General features: G+C 73.5%; 29 protein-coding genes and 1 riboswitch. Of the genes, 11 read left to right on the top strand and 18 right to left on the bottom strand.

Going from position 1 to position 22,994, the window contains the following annotated elements; translation table 11 throughout:
- Window positions 1-57: 57 nt before the first annotated feature.
- Window positions 58-681 carry an L-threonylcarbamoyladenylate synthase gene (locus tag A6R01_RS14425; protein WP_292607170.1) on the bottom strand — a complete coding sequence of 208 codons (624 nt, stop codon included), beginning with the start codon at window positions 679-681 and terminating at the stop codon, window positions 58-60.
- A gap of 25 nt (window positions 682-706) precedes the next feature.
- Window positions 707-1,717: a 4-hydroxy-3-methylbut-2-enyl diphosphate reductase gene (locus A6R01_RS14420; RefSeq protein WP_292607167.1), complete on the bottom strand. Its 1,011-nt coding sequence runs from the start codon at window positions 1,715-1,717 to the stop codon at window positions 707-709.
- Window positions 1,718-1,762: 45 nt separating this feature from the next.
- Here A6R01_RS14420 and xseA point away from each other — a divergent pair, with 45 nt between their 5' ends.
- Both xseA and A6R01_RS14410 read left to right on the top strand, forming a co-directional pair.
- On the top strand, window positions 1,763-3,019 hold the full coding sequence (xseA, locus tag A6R01_RS14415) for an exodeoxyribonuclease VII large subunit (RefSeq protein WP_292607164.1): 1,257 nt from the start codon (window positions 1,763-1,765) through the stop codon (window positions 3,017-3,019).
- Window positions 3,012-3,242 (top strand): exodeoxyribonuclease VII small subunit, encoded by a 231-nt coding sequence (locus A6R01_RS14410; protein ID WP_292607161.1) that lies wholly within the window; start codon window positions 3,012-3,014, stop codon window positions 3,240-3,242. The genes xseA and A6R01_RS14410 overlap by 8 nt, the downstream gene beginning before the upstream one ends.
- Before the next feature lie 32 nt (window positions 3,243-3,274).
- Here the strand turns inward: A6R01_RS14410 and A6R01_RS14405 are convergent, their stop codons facing one another.
- Window positions 3,275-3,850 (bottom strand): DUF4245 family protein, encoded by a 576-nt coding sequence (locus A6R01_RS14405; RefSeq protein ID WP_292607158.1) that lies wholly within the window; start codon window positions 3,848-3,850, stop codon window positions 3,275-3,277.
- A gap of 108 nt (window positions 3,851-3,958) precedes the next feature.
- On the opposite strand from A6R01_RS14405, the gene A6R01_RS14400 reads away from it, so the two are divergent.
- Genes A6R01_RS14400 through glpX form a run of 5 tightly spaced genes read left to right on the top strand, consistent with a single transcriptional unit; the run spans window position 3,959 to window position 7,617 of the window.
- Window positions 3,959-4,282 (top strand): helix-turn-helix domain-containing protein, encoded by a 324-nt coding sequence (locus tag A6R01_RS14400; RefSeq protein WP_292607155.1) that lies wholly within the window; start codon window positions 3,959-3,961, stop codon window positions 4,280-4,282.
- Window positions 4,189-4,914, top strand: a complete 726-nt coding sequence (modA, locus tag A6R01_RS14395) for a molybdate ABC transporter substrate-binding protein (protein WP_292607153.1) — start codon at window positions 4,189-4,191, stop codon at window positions 4,912-4,914. The genes A6R01_RS14400 and modA overlap by 94 nt, the downstream gene beginning before the upstream one ends.
- The gene (locus A6R01_RS14390) at window positions 4,911-5,732 is read left to right on the top strand and encodes an ABC transporter permease (RefSeq protein ID WP_292607150.1); all 822 of its coding nucleotides are present in this window, start codon (window positions 4,911-4,913) and stop codon (window positions 5,730-5,732) included. Before modA ends, A6R01_RS14390 begins: the two co-directional genes overlap by 4 nt.
- Entirely contained in the window at window positions 5,729-6,604 is an 876-nt protein-coding gene (locus A6R01_RS14385) for a sulfate/molybdate ABC transporter ATP-binding protein (RefSeq protein WP_292607147.1), read from the top strand. The genes A6R01_RS14390 and A6R01_RS14385 overlap by 4 nt, the downstream gene beginning before the upstream one ends.
- Window positions 6,601-7,617 carry a class II fructose-bisphosphatase gene (gene glpX / locus A6R01_RS14380; RefSeq protein WP_292607145.1) on the top strand — a complete coding sequence of 339 codons (1,017 nt, stop codon included), beginning with the start codon at window positions 6,601-6,603 and terminating at the stop codon, window positions 7,615-7,617. Before A6R01_RS14385 ends, glpX begins: the two co-directional genes overlap by 4 nt.
- A gap of 162 nt (window positions 7,618-7,779) precedes the next feature.
- On the opposite strand, the gene A6R01_RS14375 is transcribed toward glpX, so the two are convergent.
- Window positions 7,780-8,343, bottom strand: a complete 564-nt coding sequence (locus A6R01_RS14375; protein WP_292607142.1) for an alpha/beta fold hydrolase — start codon at window positions 8,341-8,343, stop codon at window positions 7,780-7,782.
- Window positions 8,344-8,555: 212 nt separating this feature from the next.
- Here A6R01_RS14375 and A6R01_RS14370 point away from each other — a divergent pair, with 212 nt between their 5' ends.
- A complete protein-coding gene (locus A6R01_RS14370) occupies window positions 8,556-9,452 on the top strand; it encodes an alpha/beta hydrolase (protein WP_292607138.1) in 897 nt (298 codons plus the stop codon).
- Between the two features lie 95 nt (window positions 9,453-9,547).
- Here A6R01_RS14370 and ugpC read toward each other — a convergent pair whose 3' ends face one another.
- The 9 genes from ugpC to A6R01_RS14325 all read right to left on the bottom strand — a co-directional run bounded on the left by ugpC (window position 9,548) and on the right by A6R01_RS14325 (window position 16,848).
- Window positions 9,548-10,627 (bottom strand): sn-glycerol-3-phosphate ABC transporter ATP-binding protein UgpC, encoded by a 1,080-nt coding sequence (ugpC, locus tag A6R01_RS14365; RefSeq protein WP_292607134.1) that lies wholly within the window; start codon window positions 10,625-10,627, stop codon window positions 9,548-9,550.
- Window positions 10,628-10,778: 151 nt separating this feature from the next.
- Window positions 10,779-11,420 carry a DUF1707 domain-containing protein gene (locus A6R01_RS14360; protein ID WP_292607131.1) on the bottom strand — a complete coding sequence of 214 codons (642 nt, stop codon included), beginning with the start codon at window positions 11,418-11,420 and terminating at the stop codon, window positions 10,779-10,781.
- Between the two features lie 49 nt (window positions 11,421-11,469).
- Window positions 11,470-12,858, bottom strand: coding sequence for a phosphomethylpyrimidine synthase ThiC (gene thiC, locus A6R01_RS14355; protein WP_366925113.1), 1,389 nt, complete (start codon window positions 12,856-12,858; stop codon window positions 11,470-11,472).
- Window positions 12,859-13,022: 164 nt separating this feature from the next.
- Complete coding sequence (thiD, locus tag A6R01_RS14350; protein ID WP_292607127.1) at window positions 13,023-13,826, bottom strand: bifunctional hydroxymethylpyrimidine kinase/phosphomethylpyrimidine kinase; 804 nt, start codon at window positions 13,824-13,826, stop codon at window positions 13,023-13,025.
- Window positions 13,823-14,314: a hypothetical protein gene (locus tag A6R01_RS14345; RefSeq protein ID WP_292607125.1), complete on the bottom strand. Its 492-nt coding sequence runs from the start codon at window positions 14,312-14,314 to the stop codon at window positions 13,823-13,825. The genes thiD and A6R01_RS14345 overlap by 4 nt, the downstream gene beginning before the upstream one ends.
- Complete coding sequence (locus A6R01_RS14340; protein ID WP_292607122.1) at window positions 14,311-15,087, bottom strand: thiazole synthase; 777 nt, start codon at window positions 15,085-15,087, stop codon at window positions 14,311-14,313. Before A6R01_RS14340 ends, A6R01_RS14345 begins: the two co-directional genes overlap by 4 nt.
- 8 nt (window positions 15,088-15,095) lie before the next feature.
- Window positions 15,096-15,311, bottom strand: coding sequence for a sulfur carrier protein ThiS (thiS, locus tag A6R01_RS14335; protein ID WP_292607120.1), 216 nt, complete (start codon window positions 15,309-15,311; stop codon window positions 15,096-15,098).
- On the bottom strand, window positions 15,293-16,333 hold the full coding sequence (gene thiO / locus A6R01_RS14330) for a glycine oxidase ThiO (protein WP_292607117.1): 1,041 nt from the start codon (window positions 16,331-16,333) through the stop codon (window positions 15,293-15,295). Before thiO ends, thiS begins: the two co-directional genes overlap by 19 nt.
- The gene (locus A6R01_RS14325; protein ID WP_292607113.1) at window positions 16,333-16,848 is read right to left on the bottom strand and encodes a thiamine phosphate synthase; all 516 of its coding nucleotides are present in this window, start codon (window positions 16,846-16,848) and stop codon (window positions 16,333-16,335) included. Before A6R01_RS14325 ends, thiO begins: the two co-directional genes overlap by 1 nt.
- Window positions 16,847-16,957, bottom strand: a riboswitch (TPP riboswitch). Its footprint overlaps the gene before it by 2 nt.
- Before the next feature lie 71 nt (window positions 16,958-17,028).
- Between A6R01_RS14325 and A6R01_RS14320 the strand changes: the two genes are divergently transcribed.
- A complete protein-coding gene (locus A6R01_RS14320) occupies window positions 17,029-18,717 on the top strand; it encodes a fumarate hydratase (protein WP_292607110.1) in 1,689 nt (562 codons plus the stop codon).
- 74 nt (window positions 18,718-18,791) lie between these two features.
- On the opposite strand, the gene A6R01_RS14315 is transcribed toward A6R01_RS14320, so the two are convergent.
- Window positions 18,792-18,980, bottom strand: coding sequence for a hypothetical protein (locus A6R01_RS14315; protein ID WP_292607106.1), 189 nt, complete (start codon window positions 18,978-18,980; stop codon window positions 18,792-18,794).
- Window positions 18,981-19,064: 84 nt separating this feature from the next.
- Here A6R01_RS14315 and A6R01_RS14310 point away from each other — a divergent pair, with 84 nt between their 5' ends.
- Entirely contained in the window at window positions 19,065-19,790 is a 726-nt protein-coding gene (locus A6R01_RS14310) for a hypothetical protein (RefSeq protein ID WP_292607103.1), read from the top strand.
- On the opposite strand, the gene A6R01_RS14305 is transcribed toward A6R01_RS14310, so the two are convergent.
- The gene (locus A6R01_RS14305; protein ID WP_292607101.1) at window positions 19,766-20,857 is read right to left on the bottom strand and encodes a DUF3533 domain-containing protein; all 1,092 of its coding nucleotides are present in this window, start codon (window positions 20,855-20,857) and stop codon (window positions 19,766-19,768) included. The two genes, A6R01_RS14310 and A6R01_RS14305, sit on opposite strands and share 25 nt — an antisense overlap.
- Before the next feature lie 35 nt (window positions 20,858-20,892).
- Here A6R01_RS14305 and A6R01_RS14300 point away from each other — a divergent pair, with 35 nt between their 5' ends.
- Entirely contained in the window at window positions 20,893-21,474 is a 582-nt protein-coding gene (locus tag A6R01_RS14300; RefSeq protein ID WP_292607097.1) for a TetR/AcrR family transcriptional regulator, read from the top strand.
- 6 nt (window positions 21,475-21,480) lie between these two features.
- Here the strand turns inward: A6R01_RS14300 and A6R01_RS14295 are convergent, their stop codons facing one another.
- From A6R01_RS14295 to A6R01_RS14285, 3 genes are all read right to left on the bottom strand, one after another.
- Entirely contained in the window at window positions 21,481-22,056 is a 576-nt protein-coding gene (locus tag A6R01_RS14295; protein ID WP_292607095.1) for a hypothetical protein, read from the bottom strand.
- A 25-nt stretch (window positions 22,057-22,081) separates the two neighbouring features.
- Window positions 22,082-22,579, bottom strand: coding sequence for a hypothetical protein (locus A6R01_RS14290; protein ID WP_292607092.1), 498 nt, complete (start codon window positions 22,577-22,579; stop codon window positions 22,082-22,084).
- 69 nt (window positions 22,580-22,648) lie between these two features.
- Window positions 22,649-22,876, bottom strand: coding sequence for a hypothetical protein (locus A6R01_RS14285; protein ID WP_292607090.1), 228 nt, complete (start codon window positions 22,874-22,876; stop codon window positions 22,649-22,651).
- Window positions 22,877-22,994: the final 118 nt, after the last annotated feature.

Genomic DNA, 22,994 nt, shown 5'->3' with positions numbered 1-22,994 from the left:
TGGCGCTCCTCACACCTCGACCAGCGGAGAGCGCGTCCCTCGCGGGCGGCTGCTCACTCACTCGAAGCGGGAGGTGTCCCCGGCTCCGTGCCGCAGCACCTCGGGAGCACCGTCGGAGAAGTCGACGACCGTCGTCGGCTCGGCGGGGGTCTCGCCGGCCTCGATGACGATGTCGACCTGGTGCTCGAGGTCCTCCTTGATCTCCCACCCCATCGTACGGGGCTCGGTCTCCCCGGGCAGGATCAGCGAGCTCGACAGCAGCGGCTCACCGAGCTCGGCGAGGATCGCGGACACGACGCGGTGGTCGGGGATGCGCACGCCGACGGTCTTCTTCTTCGGGTGCAGCAGCCGCCGCGGCACCTCGGGCGTGCCGGGCAGGATGAACGTGTAGGGACCCGGCGTGCACGAGCGGATCGTGCGGAAGGCCGCGTTGTCGACGTGCACCAGCTGGCCGAGCTGACCGAAGTCGGCGCAGACCAGGGTGAAGTGGTGCCGGTCGTCGAGGCCGCGGATCCTCAGGATCCGGTCGCGGCCGTCACGGTTGCCGACCCGGCACCCCAGCGCGTAGCCGGAGTCGGTCGGGTAGGCGATCAGGGCGTCGTCGTCGCGCAGCGCCGCCACGACCTGACCGACAAGGCGGGGCTGCGGGTCGACGGGGTGGAGGTCGAGGTAGCGGGCCATGGGGCGTCCTGGGCTTCGGTGGGGTTCAGCCCTGGGCGGCCGCGGCGGCGGCCTTCAGGTCGCGGCGCAGCTCCTTGGGCAGGGCGAAGATGAGCGACTCCTCGGCGCTCTGCACGGCCTTGGCGTCGGGGTAGCCGCGCTCGGCGAGGAACTCCAGCACGCCCTGGACCAGCGCCTCCGGCACGCTCGCGCCCGAGGTCACCGACACGGTCCGCACGCCGTCGAGCCAGGCCTCGTCGATCTCGGAGGCGTCGTCGACGCGGTACGACGACTTCGCCCCCGCCTCGAGGGCGACCTCGACCAGGCGCACGGAGTTGGAGGAGTTGCCGGAACCGACGACGATCACCAGGTCGGCGTCCTTGGCGATCTCCTTGACCGCGAGCTGACGGTTCTGGGTGGCGTAGCAGATGTCGTCGCTGGGCGGGTCGAGCAGCAGCGGGAACCGCTCGCGGATCGCCGCGACCGTCTCCAGCGTCTCGTCGACCGACAGCGTGGTCTGGGAGAGCCAGGCGACCTTCGCGGGGTCGCGGACCTCGATCTTGTCGACGTCCCACGGGCCCTCGACGAGCTGGATGTGCTCGGGGGCCTCGCCCGCGGTGCCCTCGACCTCCTCGTGCCCGGCGTGGCCGATCAGCAGGATGTCGTAGTCGTCGTTGGCGAACCGCTTCGCCTCGTGGTGGACCTTGGTCACCAGCGGGCAGGTGGCGTCGATGGTCTTCAGCTCGCGCTCGGCGGCCTGGGCGTGCACGGCCGGGCTGACACCGTGGGCGGAGAACACGACGGTCTCACCGGCGGGCACCTCGTCGAGCTCCTCGACGAAGATCGCGCCACGCGCCTCGAGGTCAGCCACGACGTGCTTGTTGTGGACGATCTGCTTGCGGACGTAGACCGGGGCGCCGTAGAGGTCCAGCGCCTGCTCGACGGTCACCACGGCGCGGTCGACGCCAGCGCAGTAGCCGCGCGGGGCGGCCAGCAGCACGGCCTTGTCGGCCTCGTCGGGGGTCAGCACCGGGGGCATGCCCATGTCGGTCGTCATGCCTGCCATCGTACGGGCGTCGGCGCACTCCTCTAACCTCGCCGCATGGCACTGGAGACCTCCCCCACCGCGCCGGTCGCGGTGCGCACGGTCGCCAACGCCATCGGCGGATGGATCGACCGCCTGGGAGCGGTCTGGGTCGAGGGCCAGGTGGCCCAGCTCAACCGCCGCCCCGGCATGGCCACGGTGTTCCTCACCCTGCGCGACACCGTCGCCGACATCTCGGTCACCGTCACCGTCGCCCGCACCTACGTCGACTCCCTGCCCACCCCGCTGGTCGAGGGCGCGAGCATCGTGGTGCACGCCAAGCCCTCCTACTACGCCAACCGCGGCACCCTCTCGCTGCAGGCCCGCGAGATCCGGATGGTCGGCCTCGGTGAGCTGCTGGCCCGTCTCGAGCAGCGCCGCCAGCTGCTCGCCGCGGAGGGCCTCTTCGCCGCCGACCGCAAGCGCGACCTGCCGTTCCTCCCCCAGCGGGTCGGGCTGGTCACCTCGCCGGGCAGCGCCGCCGAGCGCGACGTCCTGGAGAACGCACGCCGCCGCTGGCCCGCGGTCGAGTTCGAGGTCGTCGGTGCCTCCATGCAGGGCCCCCGCTGCGCCGGGGAGGTCATCGAGGCCCTCGAGCGGCTCGACCGCCATCCCGAGGTCGACGTCGTCGTCGTGGCCCGCGGCGGCGGCTCGGTGGAGGACCTGCTCTCCTTCTCCGACGAGGGCCTGGTGCGCGTCGTGTTCGCGATGACCACCCCCGTCGTCTCCGCGATCGGCCACGAGCAGGACGCCCCGCTGCTCGACCTGGTCGCCGACGTGCGCGCCTCCACCCCCACCGACGCCGCCAAGCTGGTCGTGCCCGACGTCGCCGAGGAGCTGCGCGGCGTCGAGTGGGCCCAGGAGCGGCTGCGCACCCTGGTCCGCTCCCACCTCGACCGCGAGCAGAACCTCCTCGACGGACTCCGCTCGCGCCCCGCCCTCGCCGACCCGCGCAGCCTGGTGGCCCAGCGCGTCGACGAGCTGCGGCTGCTGCGCGAGCGCGCGCGGCGTACCTTCGGCCACCGCCTCGACCGCGCCGCCGACGACGTCGCCCACCAGCGCGCCCGGGCGCGCGCCCTGTCGCCGCTGGAGACCCTGCGCCGTGGGTACGCCGTCCTCCAGGACGACCAGGGGCACGTGCTCACCTCGGTGGCCGGCGTCGAGGCCGGCGCCGCGCTGAGCGTCCGGGTCGCCGACGGCCGCGTCCGCGCCACCGCCGAGGGCATCGAGCCCGACCAACCCGATGAGCAGAGCACCGAGGAGACCGATGGCTGAGCAGACCGCGAGCGACGCACAGGCGGGGCGCGAGTCCACCTCGTATGAAGAGGCACGCGAGGAGCTGGTCGACGTGGTGCGCCGCCTCGAGGCCGGCGGCACCACGTTGGAGGAGTCGCTGGCGCTCTGGGAGCGCGGCGAGCAGCTGGCGCAGGTCTGCCAGCGCTGGCTCGACGGCGCCCGGGAGCGACTCGACAAGGTCCTCGAGGCCGACGCCGACTGACGGGAACGACCCGGGGCAGTTCCCCGACCGCGTCAGCCGACGGTGAGCAGCGAGCCGACGACCTCGCGCAGCTGGTCGTCGGAGGCGGAGCCGTAGACGAGCGTGATGACCGGGTCGCGCCGCTGGTCGCCGACGCGGACGTACGCCGTGTCACCGCCCTCGTCTCCGAACACCTGCCACGTCGCCGACCCACCGTCGCCGTCGGTCAGCTCGACGGAACCCTCCTCGGTCGCGGCGTCGTCGACGAGCCGCGCGAGCACCTCCTCGAGGTCCTCACGACCGTGGTAGACGCCCACGAACCGCTCGTCCTCGGTGAGCATCGCCAGCGAGAAGGACGGGTCGGCGGGGTCGTAGGCGAGGTTGTTGACGCGCCAGCCCTCCGGGAGGGTCTCGGGGTAGGCCAGCGCGGCACCGCTGTCGGCGAGGGCTGCCATGGAGGCGTCGTAGTCGATCGGGGGGGGCTCGAACTCCGCGTCGTCGCGGAAGAGCCCCAAGGCCAGCCAGACCAGCACGACGGCCACGACCATGACGATCATGGCGCCCACCAGGCCACCGAAGGAGCGGTTGTAGCCACCGGGACGGTTGGCGGCAGGACTCGTCTGGCTCACGCCGCCATGATCACAGGTGGCCGGTAGGCGCGGTCAGCCAGCCATCACGAAGCCGCAGATGCGGGTGACTTCTGGCCGATCCATCCGCGGATGCGGCATGCTGGACGCGTGACGACGTACCGGATCGCGGAGGCCGCCGAGCTCCTCGGGGTCAGCGACGACACCCTGCGCCGCTGGGTGGACGCCGGGCGGCTCCGGGCCGAGCAGGAGGAGGGGCGCACCGTCGTGCCCGGCGCGGCGCTGGCCGCCTTCGCCGCGGACCTCGCCGGCACGCCCGACCCCGGCCGGTCCGCGGCCGTCAGCGCCCGCAACCGGCTCGTCGGCGCGGGGTGGTGGCGGTGGCGCTCGTCGGAGCGCTGGCCCTCAGCGGGTGCGCGGCCGGGGCCGGGGGCGACGAGGAGACGCTCACCGTGCTGGCGGCGGCGTCGCTGACCGAGACGTTCACCGAGCTCGCGGAGGAGTTCGAGGCGGAGCCCCCCGGCGTGCGGGTGCGGCTGGCCTTCGACTCCTCGGCGACCCTGGCTCAGCAGGCGCTCGAGGGTGCGCCCGCCGACGTGCTGGCCACGGCCGACGCCCGCACCATGGAGCTCGCCTCCGACGCGGTGTCGGGCGCCCCCCGGACGTTCGCGAGCAACAGCCTGGTCCTCGTCGCGCCCGCCGACGGTCGGGCCGGGGTCGACGGGTTCGACGACGTGGCCAGCGGCCGGGCGGCGTACGTCGCCTGCGTCGAGACCGCCCCCTGCGGCGCCCTCTGGTCGGCGCTGGCCGACGTGCAGCAGGTCGAGGCCGAGCCGGTCAGCCTCGAGGTCGACGTCAAGGCGGTGCTCGCCAGGGTCGTGGCCGACGAGGCCGACGCCGGCATCGTCTACGCCACCGACGCGGTGAGCGCCGGCGAGGACGTCGTCACCTTCCCGATCCCCGGGGCGGAGGCCCTCACCACGTCCTACCCGATCGCGGTCCTGGAGCAGGCCCGCGAGCCCGACCTGGCGCAGCAGTTCGTCGACCTCGTGCTGTCCGCGGCAGGGCGCGACGTCCTCGACGCGGCAGGGTTCTCGCTGCCGTGAGCACCACCCCCACGCGTACGCCGGCGCGCGCACCCTCCCTCGGCAGGCCACCGCTCCTCCTCCTGGTCCCGGGGTCGGTCGGCGCGGCGCTGCTCGTGGTGCCGCTGGTCGCCCTGGTGCTGGACACCCCGTGGTCCGACCTCGGTGCCCAGCTGGCCGACCCCGCGGTGCGCGACGCGCTGTGGCTCTCGGGGCTGACGTCCGCGCTGACCGTCGTGCTGTGCGTGCTGCTGGGGACACCGCTGGCGTGGCTGCTGGCACGGGTGGAGTTCCCGGGGCGCCGCCTGCTGCGCGGGCTGGTCGCCGTGCCGCTCGTGCTGCCTCCCGTGGTCGCGGGCGTCGCGCTGGTCGCCGCGCTCGGGCGCAACGGCCTGCTGGGTGGCCCGCTGCACGACGTGACCGGGTGGACCATCCCCTACACGACCACCGCGGTGGTGCTGGCGCACACGTTCGTCTCGCTGCCGTTCTTCGTGCTCAGCGTCGAGGGGGCGCTGCGGACCGCCGGGGAGCGGTTCGACGTCGTCGCCGCCACCCTGGGCGCGGACCGCTGGACGACGTTCCGCCGGGTGACGCTGCCGCTCGCCCTGCCCGGTGTGCTGGCCGGCTGCGTGCTGGCCTGGGCGCGCAGCCTGGGCGAGTTCGGCGCGACCATCACCTTCGCCGGCAACTTCCCCGGCACCACGCAGACGATGCCGTCGCTGATCTACACCACGCTGCAGGCCGACCCGGCGGCCGCCCGCACCCTGTCGATGCTGCTGTTGGTCGTCTCGATCGGGGTGCTCGTCGGGCTGCGCCGTCGCTGGCTGGTGCCGTCGTGACCGGGCTCTCCCTCGACGTCGAGGTCCCGGGCCGGCTGAGCGCCGCCCTCGACGCCGCATCAGGTGACGTCGTGGCCGTCATCGGGCCCAACGGCGCCGGGAAGAGCACGCTGCTCTCCGCGGTCGCCGGCCTGCTGCCCGTCGCCGGTCGCGTCGAGGTCGCCGGCCGCGACTGGAACGCTCCCCCGCTGCCCGTCCGCGACCGCGGTGTCGGGCTGGTCCCCCAGGACCGCTCGCTCTTCCCGCACCTCACCGCGCTCGAGAACGTCGCCTTCGGCCTCCGCGCCCGCGGGGCGCAGCGGGTCGCCCTCGCCCGCGCGCTCGTCGCCGACCCCGCCGTGCTGCTGCTGGACGAGCCGTTCGGGGGGCTCGACGTGGGCGTGGCGACCTCGTTGCGGATCGCGCTGGCCGAGCACCTGGCGTCGTACTCCGGGGTGACGCTGCTGGTCACCCACGACGCCCTCGACGCCCTCACCCTCGCCGACCGGGTCGTGGTGATCGACGAGGGGCGGATCGCCCAGACCGGCACCCCTCACGAGGTCGCGGCCCGCCCGCGCACCGAGCACGTGGCCCGGCTGGTCGGCCTCAACGTCGTGCCCGACGGCGACGTACGCCGCAGCTTCCCGCCCAGCGCCGTCACCGTCTCCCTGGCCCGCCCGGAGGGCTCCGCGCGGCTCACCTGGCGCGGCCGCGTGGCCGGCACGACCCCGCACGGCGACGCGCTGCGCCTGCTGGTCGCCACCGAGGACGGGCCCGAGCTGCTGGCCGACGTCACGCCCGCCGCGGCCGTGGACCTCGGACTGACCGCGGGTCGAGAGGTCTGGCTGACCGTGAAGGCGACCGCGACGACGACCGATAGCATGCGCCCATGAGCGAGCCCGACGGCCTCCAGGTCGCCCCGCAGTCCCCTGACCGCAACCTCGCGCTGGAGCTGGTGCGCGTCACCGAAGCAGCCGCCATGGCCGCCGGGCGGTGGGTCGGCCGCGGCGACAAGAACGGCGCCGACGGCGTGGCCGTCAACGCGATGCGGGTGCTCATCTCGACCATCGGCATGCGCGGCACCGTCGTCATCGGCGAAGGCGAGAAGGACAACGCCCCGATGCTCTACAACGGCGAGGAGGTCGGTGACGGCACCGGTCCCGAGTGCGACGTCGCCGTCGACCCCATCGACGGGACCACCCTGACCGCCAAGGGCATGACCAACGCCGTGTCGGTGCTGGCGGTCTCGCCGCGGGGCTCGATGTACGACCCCTCGGCCGTGTTCTACATGGAGAAGCTCGTCACCGGCCCCGAGGCCGCCGACGTGGTCGACATCCGCGCCTCGGTCGCCGAGAACATCTCCGCCGTGGCCAAGGCCAAGGGCAAGCGCCCCGAGGACGTCAAGGTCGTCCTGCTCGACCGTCCCCGCCACGAGCAGTTGGCCGAGGAGATCCGCGAGACCGGCGCGATGATCAAGTTCATCACCGACGGCGACGTCGCCGGCGCCATCATGGCCGCCCGCCCCGACACCGGCGTCGACCTGCTGCTCGGCATCGGCGGCACCCCCGAGGGCATCATCACCGCCTGCGCGATGAAGTCCATGGGCGGTGTCATCCAGGGTCGCCTGTGGCCCACCGACGACGAGGAGCGCCAGCGCGCCATCGACGCCGGCCACGACCTCGACGCCGTGCTCGACACCGACACCCTGGTCACCGGCGACGACTGCTTCTTCGTCGCCACCGGCATCACCGACGGCGAGCTGCTCGAGGGCGTGCGCTACAGCGCCAACTCCGTCAGCACCCACAGCCTGGTGATGCGCTCGCGCAGCGGCACGATCCGCACCATCCGCTCCGAGCACAAGCTCTCCAAGCTCCGCGCGTACTCCGCGGTCGACTTCGACCACTGATCCGCTCCCCCCGGGGGCTTCACGTCGGTCACGCCCGGGCTTGTCGGCTGGCCGACAGACCCGGGAGCTGGACGACAAAGGTTCGTCGTCCCATGGCCGGGTACGTCGGCTGGCCGACAAACCCGGCCGGCTGGACGACAGCCCGGCTCGGCCGGCTCGGCGTCAGGCGGTGGCGACCCGGAGCGAGGAGGCGGCAGCGGCGGCGCCCTCGCGGTGGGTGCGCAGCGCGGAGAGGACCTCGTCGCTGACGCGGGGGTCGACGGCCATCCCGATGTGGGAGGCCCTCACCTCGACGTGGGCGGCGGCGGGGTCCAGGCAGGCGCGCCAGTCGACGATGCCGTCGTTGCGGGAGTAGATCGCGGTGAACGAGACGTCGGAGGGCAGCGGGACCTGGCTCTCCTGGAAGGACTCCAGCGCGCACTCGCCGCCGACGCAGGTCTCGTTCATGACGCCGCTGACGCCGACCTTGGACATCGCGACCAGGCCGAGCACGAACATCGTGAGCGAGCGGTGGTGGGCGCCGGGGGCCAGCACCGGGCTGCCCATGGTGACGATGCCGCTGACCAGGTCGGGGCGGCGGGCGGCGATGCCGCGGGCGAGCATGCCGCCGAGGCTGTGCCCGACGATCTGCACGCGCTGCTCGCGGCGGGCCACGATCGCCTCGAGCCGCGACTCGATGGGCGCTGCCGGCGTACGGCGTGCGCGTGCGGGCCGCGGAGAGCCCACGGACCGCGTGACGCGAGGCCTCCCCCACCAGGCGTCCCTCGTGCAGCATCCGCACCAGCGGCGGACGACGGAACTCGTCGGGCAGCAGGAAGGACGCGACCGGGTTCTTGTTCACCCTTCAACATTACGACGACGTAACACCTCCTGTGAGGTGAGACACGAAGAAACGGACGCCGGTGGTCCACAGATGGTCCGTACGGTCTACTGGCCGCATGACCCATCTGGTCACCGACCTGCTCCGCGCGCCCGTCAGCACCGGCGTCGAGCTGTGCTACCAGACCTTCGGCGACCCCGACGGTGAGCCACTCCTGCTCGTCATGGGCCTCGGCGGGCCACTGACCTGGTGGGACGACGCACTGTGCCTGCGGCTGGCCGACGAGGGCTTCCACGTCATCCGCTTCGACAACCGCGACGCCGGCCGGTCGAGCCGGATGCGCGGGAAGGTCACCCGCGCCACGCTGGTGCGTGCCTTCGCCGGGCTGCCGGTGCGCGCGCCGTACTCCCTCGACGACATGGCCGCCGACGGCTTCGGCCTGCTCGACCACCTCGGCATCGAGTCGGCGCACGTCGCCGGCATCTCGATGGGCGGCATGATCGTGCAGACGATGGCGCTGGCGGACCCGCGCCGGGTCCGCTCGATGACCTCGATCATGTCGACGACGGGGCGACGGACCGTCGGCTGGCAGCACCCCTCACTGCTGCCGCCGCTGCTCACCGGGGGCCGCACCGGCAAGGAGGCGTACGTCGCCCAGAGCACGCGGATGTGGTCGCTGCTCGGCTCCCCGGCCTACCCGGTCACCGAGGAGGACAACCGGGTCCGCGCCGCGGAGACCTGGGACCACGGGGTCAGCGCCGCCGGGACGCTGCGGCAGATGGTCGCGATCCTCACCCAGCCCGACCGCGAGCCGCGGCTGCGCGGGGTGCGGGTGCCGAGCCTGGTCGTGCACGGCCTGGCGGACAAGATGGTGCACGTCTCCGGCGGCCGGGCGACCGCTGCCGCGATCCCCGGCGCCGAGCTGGTGCTGGTCGACGGCATGGGCCACGACCTGCCCGAGGAGCTCTTCGACACCTTCACTGCCGCCATCCGGCGTACGGCCGACCGGGCCTGAGCGCACCCGACCAAGCCCCGCCGCGACGACGGACGAGCCGGCACGGAGCCCCCAGGAGGGCCCCGCACCGGCTCGGCGCGCTGGGTGCGACCGGATCAGTCGGAGAGCCGCTCCCCGGTGTCGGTGTCGAAGACGTGCACGTGCTGGGGGTCGGTGGAGACGTGGAAGACCTCGCCCTTGCGGACGTGGTCGCGACCGCTGGTGCGCACGATGAGCGCCGACGGGGTGCCCTCGACGTCGCTGGTGCCGTAGAGGTAGGCGTCGGCGCCGAGCTCCTCGACGACCGTGGTCTTCACCGGCAGGCCCTGGCCGGAGTCGACCATCCGCCAGTTCTCCGGGCGCACCCCGATGGTGATGTTGCCCTTCATCTTCGCAGCGGCGGCGGGGTCGACCGGCACCTCGTACTCGCCGATGAATGCCTTGCCGTCCTTGGCGACGGCCTCGATGAGGTTCATCTGCGGCGAGCCGATGAAGCCGGCGACGAAGAGGTTGGCCGGCTTGTCGTAGAGCTTCAGCGGGGTGTCGACCTGCTGCAGGACGCCCAGCTTCATGACCGCGACACGGTCGCCCATCGTCATGGCCTCGACCTGGTCGTGGGTGACGTAGACGGTCGTGATGCCGAGGTCCTGCTGGAGCTTGGCGATGTCGGTGCGGGTCTGCACGCGCATCTTGGCGTCGAGGTTCGACAGGGGCTCGTCCATGCAGAAGACCTGCGGCTGCCGGACGATCGCGCGGCCCATCGCGACACGTTGGCGCTGACCGCCCGAGAGCGCCTTCGGCTTGCGGTCGAGGTACTCGGTGAGCCCGAGCATCTGCGCGGCCTCCTGCACACGCTTGTTGCGCTCCTCCACGGGCATCTTCGCCATCTTCAGCGCGAAGCCCATGTTCTCCGCGACGCTCATGTGCGGGTAGAGGGCGTAGTTCTGGAAGACCATCGCGATGTCGCGGTCCTTGGGCGGGAGGTGGGTGATGTCGCGGTCACCGATCCTGATGGTGCCCGAGTTCACCTCCTCCAGGCCCGCGAGCATGCGCAGGGTCGTGGACTTGCCGCAGCCGGAGGGGCCGACGAGCACCATGAACTCGCCGTCGTTGATCTCCAGGTCGATGCCCGGCACGGCCGGGGTGTCCGACCCCGGGTACCAGCGCTGGGCCTTCTCGAAACTCACAGACGCCATTGATTCCCATCTCCTTCACCGGCAGGCACGTGCCGGACGATCCGTCGTGAAGTGACGCCGGTCACCCTAGCCTACGCGTAAGCGCTTGCACAGGGCGTACGCGCGTACGTCGGTGCCGACCGCAGTCGTGCGGCACGGCCAGGACGCAGGGTCAGTCCAGCTCGCGCCGTGCGCCGTCCTCCGCGGCACCCCCGGGACCGATCGCGTGCTTGCGCTCCACCGCGACGGCTCCCCAGAAGGCGACGCCGCGCACGCGCACGCGTCGCGTCGGGATGCCGGGCGCCTGGTCGACCAGACCGGACGGCCCCGCGAAGCCGCCCATGATGCCGATGCCCTCCATCACGACCTCGGTGTCGGGGTCGACGACGATCTGCACCCCGCCCATCACCGCGTAGGCGCTGATCACCGGCACCCCCTCGGGCCACCGTGCCTGCCGCAGGTCCAGCTGTGCGCCGGCCATGCAGACCCCGACGGTCAGCTGGTCGGTCAGGTCCCAGGTGCCCTTGCGCTCGACGGCGCCCCACATCGCGAACGCCCGCCTGGTCCCGCTCACGCCGGACACCTCACGCGCAGGGGGCTGCGGGGCCGACACCGGGACGGGGGTCGACCCGGAGGGCAGGTCGGCGGTCAGCGGCAGCAGCTCGGCGTACGTGCGCGCGGCGTACGCCGCCTCGAGGCGTTGCTCGAGCTCCTCCCAGTCCAGGCGCCCCTCCCCCGCCGCCTCGCGCAGCACCTCCGAGACCTGGTGCCGGTCGGCGTCGGAGATCCTCATCCGGGCCTGCTCCTCCTCCATGGACCTCACCCTAGGGCCGGGGCCCCGCGGTGGGACCAGGACGCCGGCCTCAGCCGGCCGGCTCCTCGACGTAGACGCTCGCACCCAGCTCCAGGAACTCCTCGCTCTTGGCGCGGAACGCCGCACGGACGTCCTGGCTGATCCGCATCGAGCAGAACTTCGGGCCGCACATGGAGCAGAAGTGCGCCGTCTTCGCCGCTTCCGCGGGCAGCGTCTCGTCGTGGTAGGCCTGCGCCAGCGGCGGGTCGAGGGAGAGCGCGAACTGGTCGTGCCAGCGGAACTCGAACCGCGCCCGCGACAGGGCGTCGTCCCACTCGCGGGCACCCGGGTGCCCCTTGGCGACGTCGGCGGCGTGCGCGGCGAGCTTGTAGGTGACCACCCCGGTGCGCACGTCGTCGCGGTCCGGCAGGCCCAGGTGCTCCTTGGGCGTCACGTAGCAGAGCATCGCGGTGCCGTGCTGGGCGATCGTGGCGGCACCGATCGCGGAGGTGATGTGGTCGTAGCCGGGCGCGACGTCGGTCGCCAGCGGGCCCAGGGTGTAGAAGGGCGCGCCGTGGCACCACTCCTGCTCGAGGCGGACGTTCTCGGGCACCAGGTCGAGCGGGACGTGGCCGGGGCCCTCGACCATCACCTGCACGCCTCGCTCCCACGCGCGCAGGGTGAGGTCGCCGAGGGTCCGCAGCTCGGCCAGCTGGGCCTCGTCGTTGGCGTCGGCCAGGCAGCCGGGACGCAGGCCGTCGCCGAGGGAGTAGGCGACGTCGTAGGCCGCCAGGATCTCGCTGAGCTCGTCGAAGTGGGTGTAGAGGAAGTTCTCCTCGTGGTGGGCCAGGCACCAGCCGGCCATGATCGACCCGCCGCGCGAGACGATCCCGGTGACCCGCTCGACGGTGAGCGGGACGTGGCGCAGCAGCACCCCGGCGTGCACGGTCATGTAGTCGACCCCCTGCTCGCACTGCTCGAGCACGGTCTCGCGGTAGACCTCCCACGACAGCCGCGAGGCGTCGCCGCCGACCTTCTCCAGCGCCTGGTAGATCGGCACGGTGCCGATCGGCACGGGCGAGGAGCGCAGCACGGCCTCGCGGGTCTCGTGGATGCCGGGACCGGTCGAGAGGTCCATGACGGTGTCAGCCCCCCAGCGCACCGCCCACCGCAGCTTCTCGACCTCGCCGGCGGTGTCGGAGGTGACCGCGCTGGTGCCGATGTTGGCGTTGATCTTCACCAGGAACCGCCGACCGATGACCATCGGCTCGAGCTCGGTGTGCCGGGTGTTGGCGGGGATGATGGCGCGTCCGGCGGCGATCTCGCTGCGCACCAGCTCGGGGTCGCAGCCCTCACGCGCCGCGGCGTAGCGCATCTCCTCCGTGACCACACCGGCGCGGGCGAGCGCGAGCTGGGTGACCGGGCCACCCTCTCGACGGGCGATCCACTGCTCACGCAGTGGCGGCAGGGACCCGTCCGGGCGGGGGTCCGGGCCGGAGGTGCAGTAGCGGTCGAAGGTCTCCCCGTTGGTCAGGTCGACGCGGGTCACGGGGACGGCCAGGCCGTCGTGGTCGACGAGCACGCGGCGGTGGGCCGGGTGCAGGGGCTCGATCGGGCTGGTGGTCATCTGGTCTCCTCCAGGGCGGGGTGGGTGTGGGCGACCGGGCCGCGGCCGCGGCCGAGGTCCCAGTGCCGACCGGCACGGAGCCGGTCGGCGGTGAAGCGGGCGGCGAGGGTCGCCGCCTCGAGGGGGGCCTCGCCACGGGCGAGGAGGGCGGTGAGCGCCGCGCTGTGGGTGCAGCCGGTGCCGTGGTCGTTCTCGGTGTCGACCGCCTCGTGGGGCAGCGGCACCGGGTCGTGGCCGGGGAGCGCCCACCAGTCGGTGCACTCCGGGCCGCCGGGGTCTCCCCCGGTCAGCAGCACCGTGCAGCCCAGGTCGGCCAGCCCGGCCGCGGCGTCGCGGGCGGGCAGCGACCGGCCGAGCAGGGCCTCGGCCTCGTCGGCGTTGGGGGTGACGAGGGTGGCGACGGGGAGGAGCAGGGAGCGGTACGCCGCAATGACGGCCCGGTCCCCGAGCTCCGCGCCGCTCGTCGCGACCAGCACCGGGTCGACGACGAGGGGCACCGGCTGGTCGCCCCCGCGTCCCAGACGCCCGGCTACGAGGTCGACGACAGCCGCGCCGCCGAGCATGCCGGTCTTCGCCGCCGCGACCGGCAGGTCGCCGCGGACGGCATCGAGCTGGGCGCCCACCTCCGGGACCGGCACGCGGTGCACCGAGCGCACGCCGAGGGTGTCCTGCGCGGTCACGGCCGTGACGACGCAGGCGCCGTGGACGCCGAGGGAGGCGAAGGTCGTCAGGTCCGCCGCCAGGCCGGCGGCGCCTCCGGAGTCGGTGCCCGCGATCGACACGGCCACGCGGGGCGTCACAGCGCCACCTCCGAGCCCAGTGCCTTCAGCAGCCGTGCGGTCTCGGCCGCCGGGTCAGCGGCCCGCATGACCGCGCCCATGGCCAGCAGCGCGCGGTCGACCGGCGGACCGTGGCCGGGCTTGCTGGCGGAGGCGGCGTACGGCGACAGCGTCGCCCACCGTGCGCCCTCGCGTGCTGCGCGGTCCAGCGCCCCGGCGCCGTGGCAGGACCGCCCGTGCCGCTGCGAGGTGGGCCGCTGGTGCGCCGCGAGGTGCAGCCCGTGCGCCCGCGGGTGGGCACGACGCGAGGTGAGCACCTCCAGGTCCGGCAGCGCGAGCAGCCGGTCGACCAACGCGGTCCACGCGGCCCGCTCCAGGTCGTGCTCACGCACGACCACCCGGCGAAGCCCGGCGGCCACGCACTCCTCGACCGTGCCCGCCAGTCCCCGCCCCAGGCGCAGCTGGGACCGATCGGTCAGCAGCATCAGCCGCGGCAGCCCCTCGATCACGGGACCACCCGACCCGTCACCGGGCTCGAGGCCCGGGCCGTGGTGGCCCGTGGGATCCGTCCCGCGCCGCGCGCGAGCCGGCCCGCTTCGACGGCGGCCGCCAGGGCGGCCCCCATCGCGACCGGGTCGGCGGCGCGGGTCACGGCGCTGGCGGCAAGCACCGCCGTGCACCCGAGCTCGAGAGCCAGGGCGGCGTCGCTGGCGGTGCCGACCCCGGCGTCGAGCACCACGGGCACCCCGACCGAGGCGACGAGCGTCTCGATGGCGTACGGGTTGAGGACGCCCTGTCCCGAGCCGATCGGTGACCCCAATGGCATCACCGCGACGCAGCCGGCGTCCTCGAGCCGGCGGGCCAGGACCGCGTCATCGGTGGTGTAGGGCAGCACGTCGAACCCGTCCGCGACCAGCTCGCGCGCGGCCGACAGCAGCTCGACGGCGTCCGGCAGCAGCGTGGTCTCGTCCCCGACGACCTCGAGCTTGACCCAGGTCGTGTCCAGCGCCTCCCGGGCCAGCCGCGCGGTCAGCACCGCCTCGCGGGCGGTCGTGCAGCCGGCGGTGTTGGGCAGCACCGGCACCCCGGCCCGACCCAGGGTGTCCAGCAGCCCACCCTCGCGGACGGAGGAGGTGCGCCGCAGCGAGACCGTCACCGCAGCCGGCCGCGCGGCGGCGAGCAGGTCGGGCAGCAGGCCCAGGTGCGGGAGGCCCCCGGTGCCGAGCAGCAGTCGGGAACCGAGGTGCTGGCGGCCGACGTCCCAGCCGTCGACGGGGCTCACGTGCCCGGTCATCCGCCCTGCACCGCCGTCACGACCTCGATCGCCTCTCCGCCCCGCAGCGGACGGCGGTCCCAGTCGCCGCGCGGGACCACGGCACCGTCCACGGCCACGGCGACACCAGCGGTCGGCAGGCCCCCGGGCAACCCGGCCAGCAGCGTGACCAGGGTCGGGTGGGCGGGGAGCGGGACGCGCTCCCCGTTGAGGGTCACGGTCGGGTCGTGCACGGTTCCTCCAGCAGGCGTCGAGGATCGGTCAGGGGGTCGGGGTCGGCGCCCTCGAGCAGGTCGGCGACGAGGAGCGCGGTCAGCGGGGCCAGCAGCACCCCGTGCCGGAAGTGGCCGGCCGCCAACACGACGCCGGGGTCGTGGGTCGGGCCGACCAGCGGCAGGTCGTCCGGGCTGCCGGGCCGGTCGCGGGCGGCCACCTCGACCACCGCGGCACGGTCGAGCCCGGGCAGCAGCTCGGTGGCGGCCGCCAGCAGGCGACGTACCCCGCCCGCGGTGGGGGCCGCCGGCTCGTCGTGCTCCTCCACGGTCGCGCCGACCACCACCTCGCCGCTCGCCCGCGGCACCAGGTAGACCGGCTCGCCGAACACCCAGCCGCGCACCACGTAGCTCGGCGGGTCGTCGCTCCGGAGACGGACGACCTCACCGCGGACGGGCCGGACCAGGTGGGAGTGCGGCGCGGGCAGGCTGCACCCGGTGGCGAGCACCTCGACGTCGTGCTCGACCCCGGCGTCGACCCCGGCATCGACCGCGTCATCCCCCGCGTCGACCTCGACCCGCTCGAGCAGCGCCGCGAGCACGGCCCGCGGATCGACCGACCGGTCCCCGGGCAGCAGCACCCCTCCGGCGGCCCGGGAGGTCAGCCTCGGCTCCACCTGTGCTAGTGCCGCCGGGTCCAGGGGAACGGCCTCGATCCCGTGCTCGGCCAGCAGCGCGGCCTGGCGGCGCGCCTCGACGAGGTCGCGGCCGTCGCGGGCCACCAGGACGGTGCCGGCGGGGGCCAGCGGCACCCCGAGCCGCTCCGCGTAGCCCGGCCACAGGGCGAGGCCGCGCAGCCCCAGGTCCAGGACGCCGGGGGCTGCCCAGGTGGCCTCCGCGGCGGGTGCGAGCATCCCCGCCGCCACTCCCGAGGCCCCCGAGCAGGGCGCGGGGTCGACGACCCGGACGCGGTGGCCACGGAGGAGCAGCTCCTCGGCGACAGCGAGACCGATGATCCCGGCGCCGCGCACGAGCACGCGCATCAGGCGACCGCCGCGACCAGCTCCTCGGCTGCTCTCAACGGATCTCGCGCCCGCCACAACGCCCCGATCACCGCCACGCCGTGGGCCCCCGCCGCGCGCACCTCCCGGGCCGTCGGCACGTCGATCCCGCCGAGCGCCACCAGAGGCAGGTGCCCGGTGGCCCCCCTCAGCGCCGCCACCCCGAGCGGGTCGGGCAGGTCGGCCTTGGACCCCGAGACGCCGATCGGCCCGAAGCCGGCGTAGTCGGCCCCGTCGTGGTGGCCGCCGTCGGCACCGGTCGCCAGGGCGACGTCGAGCCGGTCGTCGACGACCACCATGACGTCGTACGACGTGAGCGAGGCCATGACCGTGACCACGAGCGCGAGGCAGTCGCGGTCCTCGTTGGTCTTGTCCCGGACCTGGAAGCCCGTCACCCCGCGAGCTGCGAGCGCCGGCAGCAGGGACAGGTCGTCGTCGGGACCGACGAGGCAGAACACGCGCGGCAGCACCGCGGCGCTGCGGGAATGGGAGGACACAGGTTGCTCCTGACGCTTCCTTCGCCGGTCTTAACCGGATCAGGTTCGACGGTCGGAGCGGCCCCAGCTCCCTCTCAGCCCGCTGCCGCGAGCTCCCGTGGTGGACGGCGTCGACCCTAGACCGACCGGTCCGCGGCCCGTCAAGAGGGCCCCTCGGAGGACGGACTAGTCTGGCTGCTCGTGGCAGAAGCAGAGTTCCGGTACAGCGACCTCCTCCCGACCGGTCAGGACGACACCCCCTACCGGCTGATCACGACCGAGGGCGTCTCGACCGTCGAGGTCGACGGGCGCACGTTCCTCAAGGTCGACCCGGAGGCGATCCAGCGGCTCACCGCCGAGGCGATGCACGACATCAGCCACTACCTGCGGCCCGCGCACCTCGCGCAGCTTCGCAAGATCATCGACGACCCCGAGGCGTCGGGCAACGACCGCTTCGTCGCGACCGACCTGCTCAAGAACGTCAACATCTCCGCTGGCGGCGTGCTGCCGATGTGCCAGGACACCGGCACCGCGATCGTGATGGGCAAGAAGTCCGAGGCTGTCCTGACCGGCGCCGAGGACGGCGAGGCGATCAGCCGCGGCGTGTACGACGCCTACACCAAGCTCAACCTGCGCTACTCCCAGCTCGCTCCCCTGACGACGTACGAGGAGAAGAACACCGGCACCAACCTGCCGGCGCAGATCGAGATCTACTCCACCGCGGAGGGGCCGAAGGGGCCGGAGTACAAGTTCCTCTTCATGGCCAAGGGCGGTGGGTCGGCCAACAAGTCCTTCCTGTTCCAGGAGACCAAGGCGATCCTCAACCCCAAGCGGATGCTGAGCTTCCTGGACGAGAAGATCCGCTCGCTCGGCACGGCCGCGTGCCCGCCGTACCACCTCGCCGTCGTCATCGGCGGCACCAGCGCGGAGTTCGCGCTGAAGACCGCGAAGTACGCCTCCGCGCACTACCTCGACAACCTGCCGACCGAGGGCTCGATGAGCGCCCACGGCTTCCGCGACCTCGAGCTGGAGGAGGAGGTCTTCAAGCTGACGCAGTCCTTCGGGATCGGCGCGCAGTTCGGCGGGAAGTACTTCTGCCACGACGTGCGTGTCGTGCGGCTCCCGCGCCACGGCGCCTCCTGCCCCGTCGCGATCGCCGTCTCCTGCTCGGCCGACCGCCAGGCACTCGGCAAGATCACCGCCGACGGGGTCTTCCTCGAGCAGCTCGAGACCGACCCGGCGAAGTACCTCCCCGACACCACCGACGAAGCCCTGTCGGCTTCGGAGGACGACGTGGTGCGGATCGACCTGAACCGGCCGATGTCCGAAATCCTGCAGACGCTCTCGCAGCACCCGGTGAAGACCCGGCTCTCGCTCACCGGGCCGCTGGTCGTGGCCCGCGACATCGCGCACGCCAAGATCCAGGAGCGCCTGGACGCCGGCGAGGACATGCCGCAGTACATGAAGGACCACGCGGTCTACTACGCCGGCCCGGCCAAGACGCCCGAGGGCTACGCGTCCGGGTCCTTCGGCCCGACCACGGCCGGGCGCATGGACTCCTACGTGTCGTCGTTCCAGGCCGCGGGCGGCTCGATGGTGATGCTGGCCAAGGGCAACCGCTCCAAGGTCGTCACCGAGTCCTGCGCGGAGCACGGCGGCTTCTACCTCGGCTCCATCGGCGGCCCGGCCGCGCGGCTGGCTCAGGACTGCATCAAGTCCGTCGAGGTGCTGGAGTACCCCGAGCTCGGGATGGAGGCGGTCTGGAAGATCCAGGTCGAGGACTTCCCGGCCTTCATCGTCGTCGACGACAAGGGCAACGACTTCTTCACCGACCCCTCCGGCGCGGTCACCGTGCCGATCTCAGGGATCCGGGTGCGCTCGGCCGAGTGAGCGAGCAGTCGCCCGAGGGACGAGGGCGTGACCGGCGGGTCGAGACCCGGTGAGGTGTGCGCCTGCGTCGCCGGTCAGTTGCGGTCGGAGCCGGCCCGGCTGTTGGGGCCGGTGGGTCCCTCGTCGACCTCGCCGGACTCGGCGTCGGGCTGACCGGCGACGGCCTGGTCGTCGCTGATGGGCTCGTCGGCGTCCTCGAGGCTCTGCACCTCGGAGACCTGACCCTGCTCCGAGGTGTCGCGGCCCTGCTCGTCTGCACTCATGGCCTCGACAGTAGGTCGCGGATCCGTGCCATCCCTCACCCGGCCGTCGCGCATGGCGACGCCGGGACCGGGCAGCATGGGGCCATGCCGGACGTGCCGACACCACCCGCCCTGCCCGCCCTCGAGGCGGAGGTGGAGTACGCCGAGGTGGCCCGCACCGAGACCGAGCGAGGCGAGCTGGTGCTGCGCCAGCGCCGCGAGGGCGACGGCCCGACCGTGCTGGAGCTGCGCGCCAACGGCGTCTTCGTCATGGACACCCGCGAGGTCGGCAGCGAGCGCGCGCTGGCCACCGCGGCCCTCGCGGTCGTGGAGGACCCGCGCGCGGTCGTGGTCGGCGGGCTCGGTCTCGGCTTCACGCTCCGCGAGGTGCTGACCGACCCCCGGGTCGAGCGCGCCGCGGTCGTGGAGATCGAGCAGTCGCTGGTCGACTGGATGCGCGACGGGACCGTCCCGCACGGTCCCACGCTGCTGGCCGACGAGCGGGTCACGGTGGTGGTCGCCGATGTCGCCGCCGCCCTCGAGGAGGCGCGCCCGGCGTCGTACGACCTGGTGCTGCTGGACGTCGACAACGGTCCCGGCTACCTCGTCCACGACGAGAACGCCGCGATCTACCGCACCCCGTTCCTGCGTACGGCGGCGCGTGCCCTCCGCCCGGGCGGTGCCGTGGTCGTGTGGTCGGCGCAGGAGTCACCGGCGCTGGAGCGCGCCATGACCGAGGCGCTCGGCGGCTGCGAAACTCGCCCGCACCCGGTGCTGCTGCAGGACCGCGAGGAGACCTACTGGCTCTACCTGGCGCGCGCGACAGCCTGAGCGCGGTCGACGGTCTCGGCGACCGGGTCGGGCTCGGCGGGCCGACGGGCGGAGACCAGCAGGGTCGTCGTCACGGCCACCAACGCCCAGCCGGCCAGGACGGCGACTCGCGGACCCACGTCGGAGGCTGCGAAGTAGACGACCTCCCGCACGGCCGCGGTGCCGGCCCCGTTGGGCAGCCACGGCCCGATGGCCCGCCAGAAGGCCGGCAGCAGGTCCGTCTGGTAGGCGCCTCCCGCACTGGGGTTGCCCAGCACCACGAAGAGCAGGACGGTCACCCCGATGCCGGCAGTCCCGAGCAGCCCCTGGAGGGCTGCGGTGACGGAGGCGCCGATGAAGACCAGGACGGTCCCGAGGCCCCACAGCGCCAGCAAGTGCCCGCTGATCGCTCCGAGGACCCGGTCCACGAGCAGCGCACCGCCCAGCCCCGACGCGACGGCGTACCCGGCCATCAGGCCCAGGCGGCGTGCCGCTGCCACTCGGCCGGTGGGTCGGGCTCCTCGACTCACACCGAGCAGCGCGGCGAGCAGGTAGCCGCCCACCAACCAGCCGAGCACCAGGTAGAAGCCGGTCAGGCCGCGGGCGTCGCCCTCGACGGGCGGCACCAGATCGACCGTGCGCAGCTCGCGGCCCCGCGCCTGCTCCACGGCGTCGAGCAGCTGGGTGACCGCGGTCGCCTCGGTCGCCCCGGCACCCGAGGCCAGGAACAGGGTGTCGCGAGCGCCCTCGGGCCGGGCCACGAGCGCTGCAGCGCTGCGCCCCTCACGCACCGACTCGCGCGCGGCGGCCACAGAGGCGGCCGCCGCCACGTCGACGGGGTGGCCGTCGAGCCCGTCGAGGACCTCGGCCGCCGCGCCGGAGTCACCGCCGGCGACGACCACGCGCACGTCGTGCGGCGAGGGGTCGTGGAAGGCCCCGACGTAGCTGCCGATGAAGGCCAGCTGGAGCAGCAGCACGGCCACCACCAGGCCGACCACCGAGGAGGCCTTGGCCGAGGGCGACGTCGCCGGCGCACCGGCTCGACGCGGGCCGAGGTGGCGGGCACGACGACAAGTTTCGCTACTCATAGTTGCGATACTAACGGTAGCGATAAACTGGGTCCATGCGAGACCAGGAGGGCCCCCGTCCCGGACGCCCCCGACAGGCCGACGTCAGCGGGCGGATCCTGACGGCGGCACGCGAGCTGATCGCGGCGCGCTCCTGGGAGCGCATCAGTCTCGACGAGGTCGCCACGCGAGCGGGCGTGGCGAAGACCACTCTCTACCGCCGCTGGCGGAGCAAGGACGAGCTGGCCGTCGCCACCCTCGAGCACGCGCTGGGCCCTCTGCCGGCCGCCACGTCGGTCCGGGCGGCGGTGGGCTGGCTCGCCGAGCGCGTCCGCGACCCCGGCACCCGCCACGTGCTGGTCACCCTCACCTCCCTCAGCGCACGGGACCCCGACCTGCGGACCATGCTGCGCAGCCGGCTCCGCGACCCCTACGTGGCCTCGTTGCGCGACGAGCAAGCGACGCGGGAGGCGAGCGCCACACTCGCCTTCGACCTCGTGGTCGGGACCCTGCTCCACCGCGCCGCCATGACCGGCGGGATCACCGACGGCGACGTCGCCGACGTCTCCGACGTGGCCGAGCAGCTCATGTCTCCGGCCGCAGACCTGCCCTCACGCGACGCCGCCGGCGCACCGTAGTGGTCCTCACGCCCGTCGGGCCCCCGGTCTCGGGGCGTCCTCCGGGATCGGGTCGGCGGGATCCATCTCCCCGTGGGCCTCGTGCTCCCGCTGCCGAACGGCGACCCGGATCTGCTCGAGGTTGTTGCGCAGCAGGTCGGAGACGAGCTCGTCCATCCGCGGGTCGCTGAGCATGTCGACGATGACGCGAAGCACGGTCTCGGAGACCTCCGAGACGATCGTGTCGTAGCCGGGCAGCTTGCTGACCAGGCGCACGTTGGGGTCGGCGCTGACCTTCTCGGCGACCATCTGCTTGAGCTCGTCGTGGTTCTCCAGCAGCGCGTCGGAGATGTTCTTCGTGTAGTGGCCGGTGCGGATCACCGCCACGACCTCATCGAGCACGACGATGGTCAGCGGCCGCTTGACCAGCTCGATCAGTCGGTAGGCAAGCCGGCTCGCGCGCCGCACCACCCAGGGGCGTCGCATGCCCAGCCTCACCAGCACCGCACCGGCGAGCGCGGAGGCGATCGAGCCGCCGACCACGATGCCGAGCACGAGCAGCAGCACCTCGAGGGTGCTCAGGTCCTCCCACCACTGCGCCATGGCGGCACCCTATGAGCCCGCGGTGTCACCCCAGTGGCGCGTTGAGCGACAGCCCGCCGCCCCAGGCCCACCACGCCCCGGTGGCGAGCAGGGCCACGGCGAGCACGCTCGGCCACCACGCCGTGCGTGGCGGGGCTGTCGTCGCCGGTCCAAGCGCCAGGAGCGCGGCACCGGCGCCCACGCGCACCGCCTGCCCACGTCGTACGACGACGGGCAACCCGCGGCACACGGCGACCGCCAGCACGAGGGTGACCAGCAGCAGCGGCAGACCCAGCAGCAGGCCGCCGTCGGTGAGCCCCTGGAGGAACCCGTTGTGCACGTAGGCGGTCCGACCGGCCCGGTGGCCGACCCCGACGGCCTCGGTCGCCGCGCGGAACCCGTCGAAGCCGGCGCCGGTCAGCGGCCAGCGCTCGATGACCTGCCAGGCGGCCGCCCAGGTCAGCAGCACCAGCCCGGTGGCGGCCGCCAGCACCCAAGCCCCCGCGTCGTCGCGCCCCGCCCAGCCGGTCGGGGAGAACGCCACGACCAGGCAGGCGCCCGCGGCCAGCGCGGCGGAGGGCAGCAGCGCCCACAGGGACAGCGTGCGCTCGGGTCACACCGCGACCCAGGCCAGCGCGGCGAGCACGCAGGCGACCGAGAGCAGGTGTGGCTCACGCCCCCCGGTGCCCCACGTGAGGTAGGTGGCCCACCAAGCCAGCAGGGCGACGACCGCTGCGTCGGGCAGCCAGGAGTGCGACGACCCGAGCCAACCGGGGCGCTGGTCGGTGGTCGGGTCGGGCTCGTGGGGGGTGGGGTGTGCCGGGGGGGCGAGGGTCGTCACGGGAGAGGTCTCGGCGCGGCGTACCCCCTCCTTGAGGTGCCACCCACGCCGAGCCGGCGTTTCGATACGCCGACTCGGCGGGGCCCACCCGTCCGAGGCTGGGGCGTGTCGGCGCGGC

The organism is Nocardioides sp. REDSEA-S30_B4 (assembly GCF_001627265.1).
Lineage (GTDB): Bacteria > Actinomycetota > Actinomycetes > Propionibacteriales > Nocardioidaceae > Nocardioides.
The sequence above is the reverse complement of the archived record's forward strand: the minus strand, read 5'-3'. Positions and strand labels throughout refer to the sequence as shown.

Coding starts and splice junctions, on each gene's coding strand:
- A6R01_RS14295 (WP_292607095.1), bottom strand. CDS start 22,056: ATGGCGCAGTGGTGGGAGGACCTGAGCACCCTCGAGGTGCTGCTGCTC.
- A6R01_RS14425 (WP_292607170.1), bottom strand. CDS start 681: ATGGCCCGCTACCTCGACCTCCACCCCGTCGACCCGCAGCCCCGCCTT.
- glpX (WP_292607145.1), top strand. CDS start 6,601: ATGAGCGAGCCCGACGGCCTCCAGGTCGCCCCGCAGTCCCCTGACCGC.
- ugpC (WP_292607134.1), bottom strand. CDS start 10,627: ATGGCGTCTGTGAGTTTCGAGAAGGCCCAGCGCTGGTACCCGGGGTCG.
- A6R01_RS14310 (WP_292607103.1), top strand. CDS start 19,065: ATGCCGGACGTGCCGACACCACCCGCCCTGCCCGCCCTCGAGGCGGAG.
- A6R01_RS14300 (WP_292607097.1), top strand. CDS start 20,893: ATGCGAGACCAGGAGGGCCCCCGTCCCGGACGCCCCCGACAGGCCGAC.
- A6R01_RS14370 (WP_292607138.1), top strand. CDS start 8,556: ATGACCCATCTGGTCACCGACCTGCTCCGCGCGCCCGTCAGCACCGGC.
- A6R01_RS14305 (WP_292607101.1), bottom strand. CDS start 20,857: ATGAGTAGCGAAACTTGTCGTCGTGCCCGCCACCTCGGCCCGCGTCGA.
- A6R01_RS14410 (WP_292607161.1), top strand. CDS start 3,012: ATGGCTGAGCAGACCGCGAGCGACGCACAGGCGGGGCGCGAGTCCACC.
- A6R01_RS14315 (WP_292607106.1), bottom strand. CDS start 18,980: ATGAGTGCAGACGAGCAGGGCCGCGACACCTCGGAGCAGGGTCAGGTC.
- A6R01_RS14360 (WP_292607131.1), bottom strand. CDS start 11,420: ATGGAGGAGGAGCAGGCCCGGATGAGGATCTCCGACGCCGACCGGCAC.
- xseA (WP_292607164.1), top strand. CDS start 1,763: ATGGCACTGGAGACCTCCCCCACCGCGCCGGTCGCGGTGCGCACGGTC.
- A6R01_RS14420 (WP_292607167.1), bottom strand. CDS start 1,717: ATGACGACCGACATGGGCATGCCCCCGGTGCTGACCCCCGACGAGGCC.
- thiO (WP_292607117.1), bottom strand. CDS start 16,333: ATGCGCGTGCTCGTGCGCGGCGCCGGGATCATCGGTCTCGCTGTCGCC.